The organism is Achromobacter xylosoxidans A8 (genome assembly GCF_000165835.1).
Classification (GTDB): domain Bacteria; phylum Pseudomonadota; class Gammaproteobacteria; order Burkholderiales; family Burkholderiaceae_B; genus Achromobacter; species Achromobacter xylosoxidans_B.
Window position 1 is genome coordinate 2,174,779 of sequence record NC_014640.1, and the last position, 13,708, is coordinate 2,188,486.

18 protein-coding genes are annotated in these 13,708 nt (G+C 64.7%); 17 read left to right on the top strand and 1 reads right to left on the bottom strand.

From position 1 onward, the window contains the following. Nucleotides 1-127: 127 nt before the first annotated feature. On the top strand, nt 128-919 hold the full coding sequence (locus AXYL_RS10225; RefSeq protein ID WP_013392719.1) for a DNA adenine methylase: 792 nt from the start codon (nt 128-130) through the stop codon (nt 917-919). 9 nt (nt 920-928) lie between these two features. Further along, the gene (locus AXYL_RS10230) at nt 929-1,537 is read left to right on the top strand and encodes a putative metallopeptidase (RefSeq protein ID WP_013392720.1); all 609 of its coding nucleotides are present in this window, start codon (nt 929-931) and stop codon (nt 1,535-1,537) included. Between the two features lie 15 nt (nt 1,538-1,552). On the opposite strand, the gene AXYL_RS10235 is transcribed toward AXYL_RS10230, so the two are convergent. Beyond that, nucleotides 1,553-2,371, bottom strand: a complete 819-nt coding sequence (locus AXYL_RS10235) for an AbiJ-NTD4 domain-containing protein (RefSeq protein WP_013392721.1) — start codon at nt 2,369-2,371, stop codon at nt 1,553-1,555. A gap of 66 nt (nt 2,372-2,437) precedes the next feature. Between AXYL_RS10235 and AXYL_RS10240 the strand changes: the two genes are divergently transcribed. From AXYL_RS10240 to AXYL_RS10310, 15 genes are all read left to right on the top strand, one after another. After that, complete coding sequence (locus AXYL_RS10240; protein WP_013392722.1) at nt 2,438-2,911, top strand: DUF2280 domain-containing protein; 474 nt, start codon at nt 2,438-2,440, stop codon at nt 2,909-2,911. Continuing rightward, nucleotides 2,862-4,445: a phage terminase large subunit gene (gene terL / locus AXYL_RS10245; protein WP_041653146.1), complete on the top strand. Its 1,584-nt coding sequence runs from the start codon at nt 2,862-2,864 to the stop codon at nt 4,443-4,445. The genes AXYL_RS10240 and terL overlap by 50 nt, the downstream gene beginning before the upstream one ends. After that, complete coding sequence (locus AXYL_RS10250; protein WP_013392724.1) at nt 4,442-5,725, top strand: DUF1073 domain-containing protein; 1,284 nt, start codon at nt 4,442-4,444, stop codon at nt 5,723-5,725. Before terL ends, AXYL_RS10250 begins: the two co-directional genes overlap by 4 nt. Beyond that, nucleotides 5,667-6,506, top strand: a complete 840-nt coding sequence (locus AXYL_RS10255) for a phage minor head protein (protein WP_013392725.1) — start codon at nt 5,667-5,669, stop codon at nt 6,504-6,506. Before AXYL_RS10250 ends, AXYL_RS10255 begins: the two co-directional genes overlap by 59 nt. 10 nt (nt 6,507-6,516) lie before the next feature. Beyond that, nucleotides 6,517-7,599, top strand: coding sequence for a DUF2213 domain-containing protein (locus AXYL_RS10260; protein ID WP_013392726.1), 1,083 nt, complete (start codon nt 6,517-6,519; stop codon nt 7,597-7,599). Next, on the top strand, nt 7,599-8,054 hold the full coding sequence (locus AXYL_RS10265) for a hypothetical protein (protein ID WP_013392727.1): 456 nt from the start codon (nt 7,599-7,601) through the stop codon (nt 8,052-8,054). The genes AXYL_RS10260 and AXYL_RS10265 overlap by 1 nt, the downstream gene beginning before the upstream one ends. A gap of 62 nt (nt 8,055-8,116) precedes the next feature. After that, on the top strand, nt 8,117-9,076 hold the full coding sequence (locus AXYL_RS10270) for a DUF2184 domain-containing protein (RefSeq protein ID WP_013392728.1): 960 nt from the start codon (nt 8,117-8,119) through the stop codon (nt 9,074-9,076). Beyond that, entirely contained in the window at nt 9,076-9,438 is a 363-nt protein-coding gene (locus AXYL_RS10275; RefSeq protein WP_013392729.1) for a hypothetical protein, read from the top strand. Before AXYL_RS10270 ends, AXYL_RS10275 begins: the two co-directional genes overlap by 1 nt. Nucleotides 9,439-9,440: 2 nt before the next feature. Continuing rightward, nucleotides 9,441-9,815, top strand: a complete 375-nt coding sequence (locus tag AXYL_RS10280) for a DUF4054 domain-containing protein (protein WP_013392730.1) — start codon at nt 9,441-9,443, stop codon at nt 9,813-9,815. Further along, nucleotides 9,805-10,257, top strand: a complete 453-nt coding sequence (locus tag AXYL_RS10285; protein ID WP_013392731.1) for a hypothetical protein — start codon at nt 9,805-9,807, stop codon at nt 10,255-10,257. The genes AXYL_RS10280 and AXYL_RS10285 overlap by 11 nt, the downstream gene beginning before the upstream one ends. A 3-nt stretch (nt 10,258-10,260) precedes the next feature. Beyond that, nucleotides 10,261-10,629 (top strand): hypothetical protein, encoded by a 369-nt coding sequence (locus AXYL_RS10290; protein WP_013392732.1) that lies wholly within the window; start codon nt 10,261-10,263, stop codon nt 10,627-10,629. A gap of 172 nt (nt 10,630-10,801) precedes the next feature. Beyond that, nucleotides 10,802-11,326, top strand: coding sequence for an LIC_12616 family protein (locus AXYL_RS10295; RefSeq protein WP_013392733.1), 525 nt, complete (start codon nt 10,802-10,804; stop codon nt 11,324-11,326). A 57-nt stretch (nt 11,327-11,383) separates the two neighbouring features. Further along, a complete protein-coding gene (locus tag AXYL_RS10300; RefSeq protein ID WP_013392734.1) occupies nt 11,384-12,742 on the top strand; it encodes a DUF3383 family protein in 1,359 nt (452 codons plus the stop codon). A 10-nt stretch (nt 12,743-12,752) separates the two neighbouring features. Beyond that, nucleotides 12,753-13,181 (top strand): phage structural protein, encoded by a 429-nt coding sequence (locus tag AXYL_RS10305; protein ID WP_013392735.1) that lies wholly within the window; start codon nt 12,753-12,755, stop codon nt 13,179-13,181. Further along, nucleotides 13,181-13,666, top strand: coding sequence for a phage tail assembly chaperone (locus AXYL_RS10310; protein ID WP_013392736.1), 486 nt, complete (start codon nt 13,181-13,183; stop codon nt 13,664-13,666). Before AXYL_RS10305 ends, AXYL_RS10310 begins: the two co-directional genes overlap by 1 nt. The last annotated feature ends 42 nt before the right edge of the window (nt 13,667-13,708 follow it).

Here is a 13,708-nt window from a genome sequence, read left to right on the forward strand (position 1 = left end):
GAAGACGGCGACGGCCGAGCAGCTGTAACTGCACGACCGACAGCCGACCCACGGAGTAAGCCGTGAGCGACCCGAGGCCGTCCCACCTGTACAGGCGGGGGCAACGGTAACACATCCTCACGCAAACATGGCATCCCCAATCATTCCCTGGCTGGGCGGCAAGCGCCGCCTGGCCGATCGCATTTTTCCCTTTTTCCCGGCCCACGACTGCTACGTTGAGCCCTTCGCGGGCGGGGCGGCGCTCTTCTTTCTGCGGCCGACGCCGGCCAAGGTCGAAGTGCTGAACGACGTGAACGGCGAGCTGGTGAACCTGTACCGCGTGGTGCAGCACCACCTGGAGGAGTTCGTTCGCCAATTCAAATGGGCGCTGACCAGCCGCGACGTATTCAAGTGGCTGCAGATCACCAGGCCGGAGACGCTGACTGATATCCAGCGCGCGGCCCGGTTCTTCTACCTCCAGCAGAACGCCTTCGGCGGCAAGGTGGACGGGCAGACTTTCGGCACCGCGACGACGGCGCCTCCGGGCCTGAACCTGCTGCGCCTCGAGGAGAATCTGTCAGCCGCGCACCTGCGCCTTGCCGGCGCCTACATCGAGCACCTGCCGTGGCAGAAGTGCCTGGAGATGTACGACCGGCCGCACACGCTGTTCTACATGGATCCGCCCTACTGGGAGACCGAGGGCTATGGCGTGGGCTTCGGCTTCGAACAGTACGAGGACATGGCGGCACGCATGCGCCAGCTGCAGGGCCGCGCAATCGTCAGCCTGAACGACCACCCCGACATTCGGCGGGCGTTCGATGGCTTTCACATCGAGGCCACGGAACTGCGCTACACCGTTGGCGGCGGCCGGGGCGTAGAGCGGGGCGAGATCCTGATCTTCAGCTGGGACATTGAGGCGGCTCCGGCGGGGCTGTTCTAGGAGCACATCATGGCGAAGCGACCGGAGATCATTCGGCCGGCGCCGCCCGAGCAGTTGGATCGCTTCCTGCCTGCCCCCGATCTGCTGGCCTGGGTCGAGGAGACCATCCTGGCTTCGGGCAGCCCGCTTCACAATCCGGACCACGCCCACCTGGTGGATGCAGACCTGGCATTCCTGTGGGCGCCGGCGGCCTTCGAGAAGGCCGGCCGCACTGTGCTGGGCCAGGCCGAACAGGTCATGTTCCGCGCCGGCGGCTGGCAGAAAGCCCGCCAGGAGCAACAGATGATCGAGTGGTTCGGCGGCGTGCCCGCCTTCCTGATCACCCTGGCGGCGGACTACTGCGTCACCTGTAGCGACGCGGAATTTTGCGCGCTGGTCGAGCATGAGCTGTATCACCTGGGGCAGCGTACCGACGAGTTCGGCGCGCCGGCCTTCGACAAGGAGGGGCGGCCGAAGCTGCGCATCGTTGGGCATGACGTCGAGGAATTCATCGGCGTGGTGGCGCGCTACGGGGCCAGCAGCGAAGTGCTGCGCCTGGCCTCGGCCGCCGGTGCTGCGCCGGCCGTTCCGCGGTTGAACATAGCCCGGGCTTGCGGATGCTGTTTCAAGGCCGCATGAGGGGCGATCAGATGCTTAAGCGGTCGCTTCCTTAAGGTATGAAACGAACGCGGCGCATGCGACGAGCATGAATTTGGCTTCGCCATAGGAGCAGCGTTCCCCCTCTTCGGTCAGCGCGTGACGAATTCCAGACTCATCGCCCGCGTAAGCGTAGAGTTTCCTGAAGCCCTCGTTAAGCGCCGGGTGAAGGCTATCCATTTTCTTTAGCGCGTCTTGGAGCGTTGCCTTTGGGTTGCCCGTCACCTCACGACAAGCCGCTTCAACCGCCGATACGGATTCTTTGATGGAGTTCCTGAAGTCAGGCTGCTCCCGGTCGGACAGTTTTTTCAGTGCTTCGTCCAAGTGTTGTTTGACGGGGTTGGACGCTACCAATAATGCGTTTTCAATTGCGGCGATCTCCTCGCCCTGCGTGATTTCTCCGACCTGATCGCCGATGAGCCGATAGGCTGACTGGTGTCTTTCGAGAATGACGTTGATGGTTTTTCGATGCCCGACGTCTCGGTCTAGGCCTCGTCCGGACACGTATATGAATTCAAGAATGTCGTACACCTCATTCCAGGGGCACGAGAAGAAGTGCGCTTTCATCACTCGATAGCCGTCTGACGGCCAAGTTGACGCAAGGAAGAAAGGAGGGAGTGTGTCCCTATCCTGATTCAACAGAAAAATCCATATGTCTCCGCATATGCCGTCAAGGCACTCTTCGGGATGGTGATATGCGAAGACCGTTGATGCAAGAAAATTCCACAATCGAGTTCTTAGCGGGGTATCCACGCTGTTCCGTTGGAAAGCGTCTTGTACCGGCACTAGGCCTCGACGTTCCGAAAATGTGGCCATTCTTATTGTCCATGGTGGATTTGTCGCGAGATTGCAGTTTTACCTTGAAATTGGAGGCTCTGCGGAATGGCGAAGTTGGGTGAGGCCCACAAGCGCTTCATCGTCCAGGCTTTGGCCTGCTGGGACACCCCGAGCCAGGTCGCTGAAGCCATCAAGGATGAATTCGGGCTGGACGTGCCCCGCATGCAGGTCGCGCAGTACGACCCGACCAAGGTGGCAGGCCAGAAGCTGGCCAGGAAGTGGGCGGACCTGTTCGAAGCCACGCGCAAGCGCTTCCGGGAGGAGGTCGCCGAGATCCCGATCGCCGACCAGGCTTTCCGGCTACGTGCGCTGGGCAAGATCTACGAACGGCATATCAGCCGGGGCAATGTCGTCGGCGCGGCCGGCGTGCTGGAGCAGGCCGCCAAAGAGGTGGGCGGCGCGTTCACGAACAGACGGGAGCACACGGGCGCCGGCGGCGGCCCGATAGAACAGAAGACGGTGGTGGCTGATGAAAGACATGTCGCCGCCGCCGTCGCCAAGCTCAACGGCGACTATTGACCCCGCAGTCCTGCGCGCCACGGCGAAAGCCATGTGCGAGCAGGACCACCTGTTCTTCAGCCGGTACTTTTTCAAGCACCGCCAGGCAATCAAGTTCCGGGTCAACTGGCACCATGAGCTGATCGCCGAGAAGGTGCAGGCCGTCATCGACGGCCGCATCAAGAACCTGGTCATCAACGTGCCGCCGGGCTCGTCGAAGACTGAGCTGGTCGCCATCAACCTGATGGCGCGCGGCCTGGCGCTGAATCCGCGCGCCCGGTTCCTGCACATCAGCTACTCCGACGATCTGGCGCTGCTGAACTCGCAGACCGCCAAGGAGCTGGTCCAATCGGAGGAGTTCCAGGAACTGTGGCCGCTGAAAGTGGCCGCAGACGCGAAGAGCAAGAAGCGCTGGAACATCGAGGTCAACGGTCGGAAGGCTGGCGGCGTCTACGCGGTGTCCCTTGGCGGCCAGATTACCGGCTTTCGCGCCGGTCACATGGCCGAAGGCTGGCAGGGCGCCATCGTCATCGACGACCCGCTCAAGGTCGGCGATGCCTACAGCAAGCCGCGCCGGGCCAAGGCGAACCGCGATCTGATCGCAACGGTGAAAAGCCGTCGGGCGAACCCCGACACGCCGATCATCGTGATCATGCAGCGCCTGGCGCAGGAGGACGTCACCGGTTTCATTGAGGCCGGCAACCTCGGCCCGGACTGGGAACAGGTCGTCATCCCGGCGCTGATCGACGACGCGTATGTGGCCGGCTTGCCGGCCGAGCTGCAGGCGAAGGTCGACAGCAGCGACCGCGACGAAAAGGGGCGGTTTAGCTACTGGCCCTACAAAGAGCCGCTGGCGGAGCTGCTCGCCATGGAGGCGGGCGCGGGCGCAGACAAGGAAGGCGGGCGCATCAGTCGCTACGTCTTCTCGGCGCAGTACCAGCAGCGTCCGGCACCGCTGGGCGGCGACCTGATCCAGGGCGCCTGGTTCGGGCGCTACGTCGTGCCGCCGCGGATCGTTTCGCGCAAGGTGTTTGCGGATACCGCCCAGAAGACCGCCGAGCGCAATGACTACAGCGTCTTCGAATGCTGGGGCCTGGGCGACGACGGCAAGATCTACCTGCTGGACCTGTTGCGCGGGAAATGGCAGGCGCCGGAACTCAAACGGCGCGCCGTGGACTTCTGGATCAAGAACAAGCCGTTCAACCCGAAGCTGTCGGCGCCGCTGCGCCAGCTCCTCATCGAGGACAAGTCCAGCGGTACCGGCCTCATCCAGGACATTGGTACCGACGGCAAGATCCCCGTCAAGGGCGTGGAGCGCGATCGGGACAAGTTGACCCGGCTCATGGACGTGCAGAGCTACCTGGAGGCCGGCCTTGTCTGTCTCCCGGAGGAGGCCCCCTGGGTGGCCGACTTCGTGGCCGAGTGCGAGGCCTTTACGGCGGATGACACGCACGCGCACGACGACCAGGTCGACCCGATGGTCGACGCCATCAACGATATGCTCGCGACGGCGGGCAGCAACCTAGGGCGCTTTATGGCGCTGGCAAGCAAATGATCAACCAAGACGGCTACCTAAGCGCACTGCTGGGCCCGGGAATGCTCGGCGCGGGCATCGACGACGTTTGCGCCCAGGACGACATGGCGATGTACGCCCAGGGCGGCCTACCGGCGCGCGTGGTGGACGCGATTCCGGACATCGCCGTGTCTCGGGGCGTGGACATCACGGGCGACGATCGAGTGCGGGCTGAGCTTGATCGCCTGAAGGTGCTGCCGGCCCTCGCTGATGCCTGGCGCTGGGCCAGGTTGACAGGCGGCGGTGCGGTTGTCGTGATCGCAAAGGATGGGCGCGCGCTGCGCGAGCCCCTGAATCTCGATGGTTTGGAGCGTCTGGAGGAGCTGAAGGTGTTCACGCTGGACGACGTGTCGGCCACGGACAAGCGCTATTCGGATCCGAACGAGGCAAATTTCGGGATACCGGAGCTCTATCGTGTGCGGACACAGACGCCTGGCGCCGTATCGGCCGAATTCTTCGTACATGAAAGCAGGCTGATCGAGATCCCTGGTGATCCGTTGCCGGCGAAGCTGAACCGAAAGGGTATTCCTTGGGCCGGGCGTCCTGCCGTGACGCGAGCCTATAGTGCTATTCGCCGGTATAGCGATGGCCTACGCTGGGCGCTACGCCTGTTGGAGAAGAAGCAGCAGGCCGTGCACAAGATGACAGGCTTGGTCGACGCGATCGTCGCCGGGCAGGAGCGGGCAGTTCGCGAACGCGTGGAAATGACCGACTCGGTCCGCAACGCGCTCAACGGCGTGGCTGTGGATGCCGGGGACGACTATCAGATCCTCAGTTCCGACATGGGCGGCGTCAAGGACACCCTGGCGGAGTTCCAGATTGCGCTCGCCGCGGAAACCGGGATCCCCGTGACCCAGCTTTTCGGGCGGTCGGCTGCCGGGCTGAACGCCACCGGCGACGGTGATCTGGAAGCCCTTTACAACACCGTGGCCATGGGTCGCGAGGTGAAGGTCAATCCCGCGCTGGAGCGCCTGGTGTCGCTGATCCGGGCGCAACGCACCTTGGCCGCCGGCGGCGAGGCGCAGGGGGAAGCGTGGTCCATCACCTGGCCGGCACTCAAGCCTGCCACGGCAAAGGAAAGTGCCGAGGTCAGAAAGGCCAACGCCGAAGCCCAGGCCCGCGAAATGGATGCGCTCAGCGCGGCGGTGGACAACGGCCTCAGCCAGGACCAGGCATTCGAGTACATGAAACAGGAGGGGCTCTATGGCCTCACCCCCGACGCCAACGGCCAGTCGGCGAAGTCGTACGCCGCGGCCACCTAAGCAATGGCGGTATCCCCTGGGCGACGAGCGCGACTATCTGCGCGCGCTGCGCAGGCAGGCGGAGGCGGCCATTCTGGCGGTCGAGCGCTATGTGCTTCCCGAGCTGCCGCGCGTGCTGCGCCAGGATGACCTGCGTAACACACCCGCCGGCGACGAAGGCTGGTTCGAATCGCTGCGCCGGGCGTTCATGGAAGCCTTAGGTGCCGCCGCGGTGGAAGACGGGAAGGCCCAGGGGCTGGCCGCGATGGTGGCCCAGCGGGTGGAGAGGTACAACCGGGAGCAGTATCACCGCATGCTGCGCCGGGCCTACGGCGTCGACGTGTTCAAGGCCGAGCCCGGCCTGGCCAGGATGCTGCGCCCCTGGGAGGCCGAAAATGTCGGCCTGATCAAGTCGATCCCGGAGCAGTACCTGGACATGCTCCACGGGCGCGTGGTGGCTGCAGTGCGCCAGGGCGCGTCCCTGCGCGACATGACGACGCAGATCCGGGAAACCTACGACCTGCCGCGCAAACGCGCCGAGCTGATCGCCCGCGACCAGATCGGCAAGCTGAACGGCGACCTGACCGAGTACCGGCAAACCAACATCGGCGTCAAGAAGTACAGATGGCGCGGCGTGATGGATGAGCGCGAGCGCGACGAACACGTCGCGCGCGAGGGGCAGGAGTTCGAATGGGATAGCCCTCCGGCCGACGGCCACCCCGGTAAGCCGATCCGTTGCCGGTGCTGGGCCGAGGCTGTCCTGCCGGCGCTCGATGACCTGGACGCTCTGATAGTCCACTGAGGATAGAACCATGGTTATGCGATATGACCGGGCGCCGTTGAAGGCCACCCGGACGGACGAGGGCTACCTCGTCGACACGCCGGTGCTGACCCGCACGGGCGTTTTCGAGTACAGGGACGGCGCGGGGAAGGCCCGGCGCGAGTACCGGCCCCCGGAAGAAGTATTCAGCGCCGATTCCATGAACAGCCTGCGGGGCAAGCCGATCACGGACGGCCACCCCGGAAAGGTCACGGCCAAGAACGTGCGCCAGCACATGGTCGGTACCGCGCTGTCCGCTGGGCGCCAGGATGGCCAGGACATGGTCGGAGACATTCACATCTTCGACACCGGCCCCGTCGACGCCGGCAACAAGGAATTGTCGTTGGGCTACGAGCTCGAGCTGGATGAAACGCCGGGCGTCTCACCTGAGGGCGAGCGGTACGACGCCGTCCAGCGAAACATCCGATACAACCACCTGGCGGTGGTGAAACGTGGTCGCGCCGGCAACGCGCGGCTCAACCTTGACGCGGCAGACGCCGTAACGAAAACCGAAGAGGAAACTGACATGACCATGGTCAAGATCCGCCTCGATTCCGGCCTGTCGTATGACGCCGCGCCGGAAGTCGAGCAGGAGTTGAACCGCCTGCGCACCGAGCTGAAGGCGGCCACCACCAAGGTGGATGCCGAATCCGCGCGGGCGGACAGCGAAAAGGCGCGCGCCGATGCGGCTGAGGCGGGTATCGCCAAGGCACGCGAGGATGCGCAGGGCGCCGCCTTGGCACGCGTGAAACTGGAAGCCTCCGCCACCCAGCACAAGGTGGATTTCAAGGCTGACACCGCCGACCGCGCGCTGCGCGAGGGTGTGATCAAGGCCATCCGCGGCGATTCCTTCGACATGACGGGCAAGTCGGATGGCTATGTGGAAGCGGCCTTTGACCTGGCCGTCACCGACGCCCAGGCCCGCCAGGATGCCGTCGCGAACCAGCGCCGCGAGCTGGGCGGCGATCAGAAGCCGCCCAACGGCCAACAGCGGGCGGATGGCATCCAGCAGCCCACGTCGGCACGCGCAGCGCGTGGTGCCTATCTCTCGAACCTGAAGAAAGGAGGCGAATAATGCCCCCCGTTTATGACGACCGCATGGACGTTGCCTACGCCGGCATGAAGGCGGACCTGGGCTACGACGACGTCGAGACCTGCGCCGCCGCCGGCAACATCTCGCCGGGCGTGATCGTGGGCGACACCACGGGCGAGCGCATCGTCGCCGGCCCGGGTTCGCGCATCCGCGGCCTGGCGCTGCATACCCACACTATTCCCCGGGATGGTGGCTATCGCGAGTTCGACGCTGTCAGCGTGCTGCGCGTGCGCCGGGGCTGGGCGAAGGTCACCAGCGGCGGCGCCGTCACCAAGGACGGCCCGGTGAAGTGCGCGGCTGACGGCACGGTGTCGGACGCCGGCGCCACGGCGGTGCCGAATGCCGTTTTCCGCTCCGGCGTGGTCGACGTGGCCGGCGGCAAGATCGCCCTCATCGAACTGCACGCGCCGTTCGCTGTAGCTCCCGCGGCTCCCTGACGCCCGGCACCCCTCAAGAACAACCCAAGGCCCCGAATGGGGCCTTTTTCATTGGGAACACCATGGACAAACACGAGCATTACGACGAGGCCGACCTGCCGGCCGTCAAAACCATCGTCGTGGCGCTGGCCGGCATGCGTGAGGACGAAGGCCTCTACACCGCGCGCCAGCTGGACTACGTCAAGACGCGCACCTATGACAAGAAGCTGCAGCCGATGATCGGCCTGCAGCTGGTGCCGATTTCCACCGAGGTGCCCGAGTGGGCCGAAACCTTCACGTACTTCATGTACGACGAAGTCGGCATGGCAACGATTGTGGCGAACTATGCCGACAATCTGCCGCGCGCCGATGTCAAGGGCGAGGAAAAGGTCGCCCAGATCAAGAACATCGGCGACTCCTACGGCTACAGTGTGATGGAACTGCGCGCGGCGGCGGCCAACCGTACCGACCTGCCCACGCGCAAGTCGATGGCGGCCCGCAAGGCCGTCGAGATCAAGCTGAACCAGATGGCGCTGATCGGCGACACGAAATTCGGTTTGTACGGCCTGGTGAACCACCCCAACGTGCCGCTGGTGGTGGGCCTGCACGGCGACTGGCTGAATCCGACCACGACGGCCGATCAGATCCTGGCCGACCTGGACATGATCTACGACGCGGTGGTCAACCAGTCCAAGAACGTGCACACGCCGACCCGCATAGTCATGCCGACCGAACAGCGCAGCAAGATTTTCTCGCGCCGGGTTCCCGACGCCAACGGCAAGACGGTGGGCCAGTTCTTCCAGGACAAGCACCCGGGCCTGCAGATCATGGGCGCAGCCGAATTCAAGGGCGCCGGCGCCGGTGGCAAGGATCTGATCCTGGCCTACGAGTACAGCGAGGAAAACCTCGCCATGGAGCTGCCCATGCCGTTCAACCAGCTGGCGGCGCAAGCGCGCGGCCTTGAACTGGTGGTTCCCTGCCTGGCGCGTGCCGGCGGGGTGGTCGTTTACTACCCGCTGTCCCTGGCGAAGGGGGAAATCTGATGCGCTATTTCATCAACACCACCAAGGCCGTCATCAACATCGGCGGCCACACCGTGATCGCGCCGACGAAGGCGGCAGCGGTGGATCCCGAGGTCCGCGGTGTGAAGGACCTGATCGACCGCGGTCTGCTGGTCGAAACGGACGCTCCGGTCGATACCGAGGCTTCGAAGAAGCGCGGCGGCGCCGGCGAGGGTTCGGGCGATGTCAAGGAGCCTTCCACGGTCAAGGAGCTGAAGGCTTGGCTGGATGAGCAGGGCACGCAGTATGACGCCGCGGCGAACAAGGCCGAGCTGCAAGGGCTGTACGAAGCCCTGAAGGCCGGCCCCGCCGACCAGAGCGGCGCCGGCACCTCGGAGCAGTAAACATGGCGGCCACTGTCGACGATCTGGACTTCCTGGCGCCGGCGGTGGCCTCCATGGCGACTCCGGACAAGGAGCGGGCGCTGGCCATGGCGGCCGGGTACCGGCCCGCCTGCTTGCCGGAGAACAGGCAGGACGAGGCCCAACTCTGGTATGCCGCTTGGCTGCTCTACGGTATCAAGCAGCAACGGTCGGCAGAGGCGGACGGCGTCCTGGCCCGGCCGGGCGTGGTCAGCGAGAAGGAGGGTGATCTCCAGCGCATCTACGGCAAGGTGGAGGGCGCGGACGATCCGGCGGGCTTCTACGGGCAGTACGAGCGTCTGGCGCGCGTTTGCCGTGTTGGCGCCATCACAGTGAGGAGTACGCCGCGTGTATGTTAAATCGATCGACAAGGGGCTGGATGAGCATGTGCGCTTGGCCAGGGCGATCAATGGCCGGGGCGTCAAGGTCGGTATCCAGGCCGGTGCGGGCAAGGACCCGCAATCAGGCGCGGATCTGCTGGATATCGCCATACACAACGAATTCGGCACCGAGCACATCCCGGCGCGGCCGTTCGTCCGGGACTTCGCTGAGAAAAACGGCGACGTGCTCGGCCAGGCCATGGATCGCATGGCTGCGGCGGTCCAGGATGGAAACATGCCGGTGGACGCCGCACTGGACCAGCTGGGCACTTTCGCCGAAAAGCACCAGAAGGCCCACGTGCAGCAGTCCAAAAAATGGGCTGAGCCGAATGCGCCCGCCACGGTCAAGAAGAAGCGCAGCGACGTGCCGCTTATTGACGATGGCCTGATGGTGGGCGCCATTCGCTACGAGAAGGTGTAGGCCATGAGCTTTCGACGACCGCAAACGGTTCGCACGCGGCTTGCCGGCTATCGTGAGCGCGGCCATTGGGTCAATGGCGAGCCGGGCCCGGACAAGACGATCCAGGCGTCCGTCCAGCCCGCCAAGGCAGGCGACTACGACCAGTTGCAAGTACACCCGGAAGGGCGCCGTGTCCGCGCGGCGGTACGGATCTACACCAGCGCCGACCTGGTCGTCGCTGGGCAGGATTGGACCAATGGCGATCGCCTGGTCTGGGGCGTCGGGCCGCTGGTCGGGGAATACCTGCTGGTGGGCGTTTCCCCCTGGCAGTCAGGTGTGATTCCCCATTTTCGGTATCTCGCGGTGCTGCTTGCCGCCGATGAAATGCAGTAGCCCAAGGATCCGGCAGCCTGGACCGGGCCGGACGGGGCAAAACGTCCGGGAGGACTCCCCAGGCCCGGCTGGGCATTCCAGGCCACCGGGTAGAGCGGCATCGAGTCGGCGCGCGCGCAAGCGCTGAATGGCCGATAGCCCCATCGATGCGCAACGAATCATAGGGATCACCATGGCACCTGAAGACCGCATTTTCGAGCTGATCGAGGCCGCGGCGGGCGCGACGCCGGTGATCTTTGCCAACGAAAATGGCAAGCGGCCGATGACGCCCTATATCGCCATGGCCGTGCGCTGGGCGAAGATCAGCGGTGCCGAGGTTGGCCGCGTCGACGACGACGGCGCGCAGTCCGTGCACCAGCACGACGACGCGACAGTCGAGCTGCAGAGCTTCGGCGCCGCGGCCTACGACGAGCTGGACGACCTGGCCCTGAAGTTGCGGCACCCGCTCTATGAGGAACGCGCGGAGGCCCTGGGCCTGGCTCTTTTCGAGATCGGGCGCCTGCAGAACATACCCGTTCTGAGGGACGCGGCGCGGTACGAGAAGCGCGGCGTTATGGAACTGGGCATTCGATACGCCCGCAGCTTCGCGGCGCATGTCGGATTGATCGAAGCTGTTGAGGGCGGGTTTACCACCACGGGTGGCGTCGTCGACTTTCCGGAAAAAACATTTTCTATTCCTGCCGCGGCCAAGCCGTAGCGCAGTTGCATTTCGCCATCCGGCCGCCTTCAGGCGGCTTTTCTTATGGAGCCGCAAATGGCAAATATCGACCGGATCGTCCAGGTGGCGATCTCCCTGAATACGACCGCCATCAAGGAGCAGAATTTCTCCGATGTGCTGGTGCTTGGCGCCCATGCCGTGGCCGTCAACCGCACCCTGGTGGTGACGGAAGCGTCCGAGCTGCTGGACCTGGGCATCAGCCAGGCCGACCCGCTCTACATCGCGGTGCGGGATGCCTTCAAACAGATCCCGACCGTACAGCGCGTCTTTGTGGGCCGCCGCCTGGTGGACACCTCGCGGGTCACAGTCACGCGCGCGAGCCCGGCCATCTATAAAATCACCATGCAGTGGCGCGCGGCCGACGGCAGCGTGCAGTCTGCAGACGCGACGTTTACGGGCCTGGCTGACAGCACGCCCACCACCATTGCGGCCGGCCTGGTCGCCGCGATCACTGCGAGCGCCGCGCCGGTCACCGCTACGGCAGTCGCCGCCGAGGTGTCGATCACGGCGGATGAGGCCGGAACCGCAGTGGCAGTGAGCGTCAAGGGCAACTTGTCGGTCGCGATTCCGACGAGCACCGAGACGCCCACGGCGGCGCTCAGTGCCTGCCGTCGGGAGAATGCGGACTGGTACGGCGTGGCGCTGGCCAGCCGCCTGGAAGCGGACATTCTGGATGCGGCGGAATGGGTGGAATCCAATGGCTGCCTGTTCGGGGTCTCCAGCGCACAGGCCGGCATCATCGATGCCGCGGTTGACACGGACCTCGCGTCCAAGTGCCAGCAGAAGCAGTACTTCCGCACGCACGTCTGGTTCCATGGCATGGCGGCCAGCGAAGCGCTGGAAGCGGCCGTGATGGCGAACCGCTTCACCTACTATCCCGGCGGCGAAACCTGGGCGAACACCCGCCTGTCCGGCATCACCTATGACAACCTCGCCGAGGGCCAGGCGCTGGCGGCGCACGCCAAGAACGCCAACACGTTCGAGCAGATGCGCAATTTCGCGATCACGCAGAACGGCAAGGTGGCCGCGGGCGAGTGGATCGACGTGATCCGCGGCCGTGACTGGTTGGCCGAGCAGGTGAAGATCAACGTCGCCACGCAACTGATCAACGCCAACGGCAAAGTGCCGTTTACCGACGACGGTATCCAGATCATCGTCAACGGCCTGCGGCAGGCGCTGCTGCTTGGCCAGGCGCGCGGCCTGATCGCTCCGGACGAAATTGACGGCGCCGGCAACCGCATCCCGGGCTTCGTGATCACCGCGCCGCGGTCGATGGACATTCCCGCCAACGACAAGGCCAACCGCATTCTGCGTGACCTGAAATTCAGCGCGCGCTTGGCCGGCGCCATCCATGTTGCCGAGATCAAGGGCAACCTGACCTATCAACAAATCTAACGGGGCGACCATGTCCGCTAAAACTTACGCACCTGGCCAGGTCAAGATCGTGATGGGCGCTGTTGCCCTGAGCGGCCTGGCCGAAGACACCTTCGTGACGGTTGCCGAAATCGGCGAGGGCATCACTTCCGTTTCCGGCGCCGATGGCGAGGTCGCGCGCTCCATGTCGCGTGACTCGCGCCTGCGAATCACCGTGACTCTGCTGCAGACGAGCGCCAGCAATGCGTTGCTGACGGCGATGCATCAGGCCGACAAAGCTTCGGACGGCCAGGGTGCCCTGCCGGTGGCGGTCACTGATCTACGCGGGAAGTCGCTGCATGCGGCCGATTCCGCCTGGATCGTCAAGATGCCGGATGCCGGCTATGCCGCGAAATCGGGCAATCGGGAGTGGGTCATCGAGACCGGCCCGTCCATCAACGTCATCGGAGGCAACAGCTGATGAGCCGCAACATCTCGGTGCCGATTGGCACCACGACCTTCCACATCTCGAAATTCGACGCCTTCCGTCAGATGGAGCTGCTGGGCGACCTGCAGAAGGAAATCCTGCCGGCGGCAGGTTCGCTGTTGTCGGCGGTGTTCAGCGCGGAACCTGCCGCGCTGGGGCGCGACGAACAGGCGATGCGCCTGGCGCTTCAAGACCTTTCGGCGCGGTTGGGTGGTGCCGCCCTCAAAAAATGGAGCGATGAACTGATCGATCCCGAGCTGGTGAGCTTCGAGCTGCCTGGTCGAGATCCGCAGAAGCTCACTCAGGCCCATCGGGGTCTGGCCTTCGAGGACTTCTCCCAGATCCTCGAGTTGCTGTTCCACATCCTCCGGCACAACTTTGTCGGCCCTTTCGTGGAATGGGCCGGCCGCTTTGGTCCGGTCCGCGAGAAACTGGGGAATCTGTCGGCCAGTTTGACCCCGCCTTCGAGCAAGAGCTGATCATCTGGCGGCCGGTGCTGGCGGGCCACGTCAGCCTGGACG

Coding starts and splice junctions, on each gene's coding strand:
- AXYL_RS10275 (WP_013392729.1), top strand. CDS start 9,076: ATGCGCTATTTCATCAACACCACCAAGGCCGTCATCAACATCGGCGGC.
- AXYL_RS10230 (WP_013392720.1), top strand. CDS start 929: ATGGCGAAGCGACCGGAGATCATTCGGCCGGCGCCGCCCGAGCAGTTG.
- AXYL_RS10265 (WP_013392727.1), top strand. CDS start 7,599: ATGCCCCCCGTTTATGACGACCGCATGGACGTTGCCTACGCCGGCATG.
- AXYL_RS10270 (WP_013392728.1), top strand. CDS start 8,117: ATGGACAAACACGAGCATTACGACGAGGCCGACCTGCCGGCCGTCAAA.
- AXYL_RS10250 (WP_013392724.1), top strand. CDS start 4,442: ATGATCAACCAAGACGGCTACCTAAGCGCACTGCTGGGCCCGGGAATG.
- AXYL_RS10235 (WP_013392721.1), bottom strand. CDS start 2,371: ATGGCCACATTTTCGGAACGTCGAGGCCTAGTGCCGGTACAAGACGCT.
- AXYL_RS10260 (WP_013392726.1), top strand. CDS start 6,517: ATGGTTATGCGATATGACCGGGCGCCGTTGAAGGCCACCCGGACGGAC.
- AXYL_RS10305 (WP_013392735.1), top strand. CDS start 12,753: ATGTCCGCTAAAACTTACGCACCTGGCCAGGTCAAGATCGTGATGGGC.
- AXYL_RS10300 (WP_013392734.1), top strand. CDS start 11,384: ATGGCAAATATCGACCGGATCGTCCAGGTGGCGATCTCCCTGAATACG.
- AXYL_RS10225 (WP_013392719.1), top strand. CDS start 128: ATGGCATCCCCAATCATTCCCTGGCTGGGCGGCAAGCGCCGCCTGGCC.
- terL (WP_041653146.1), top strand. CDS start 2,862: ATGAAAGACATGTCGCCGCCGCCGTCGCCAAGCTCAACGGCGACTATT.
- AXYL_RS10280 (WP_013392730.1), top strand. CDS start 9,441: ATGGCGGCCACTGTCGACGATCTGGACTTCCTGGCGCCGGCGGTGGCC.
- AXYL_RS10240 (WP_013392722.1), top strand. CDS start 2,438: ATGGCGAAGTTGGGTGAGGCCCACAAGCGCTTCATCGTCCAGGCTTTG.
- AXYL_RS10295 (WP_013392733.1), top strand. CDS start 10,802: ATGGCACCTGAAGACCGCATTTTCGAGCTGATCGAGGCCGCGGCGGGC.
- AXYL_RS10290 (WP_013392732.1), top strand. CDS start 10,261: ATGAGCTTTCGACGACCGCAAACGGTTCGCACGCGGCTTGCCGGCTAT.
- AXYL_RS10310 (WP_013392736.1), top strand. CDS start 13,181: ATGAGCCGCAACATCTCGGTGCCGATTGGCACCACGACCTTCCACATC.
- AXYL_RS10255 (WP_013392725.1), top strand. CDS start 5,667: ATGGCCTCACCCCCGACGCCAACGGCCAGTCGGCGAAGTCGTACGCCG.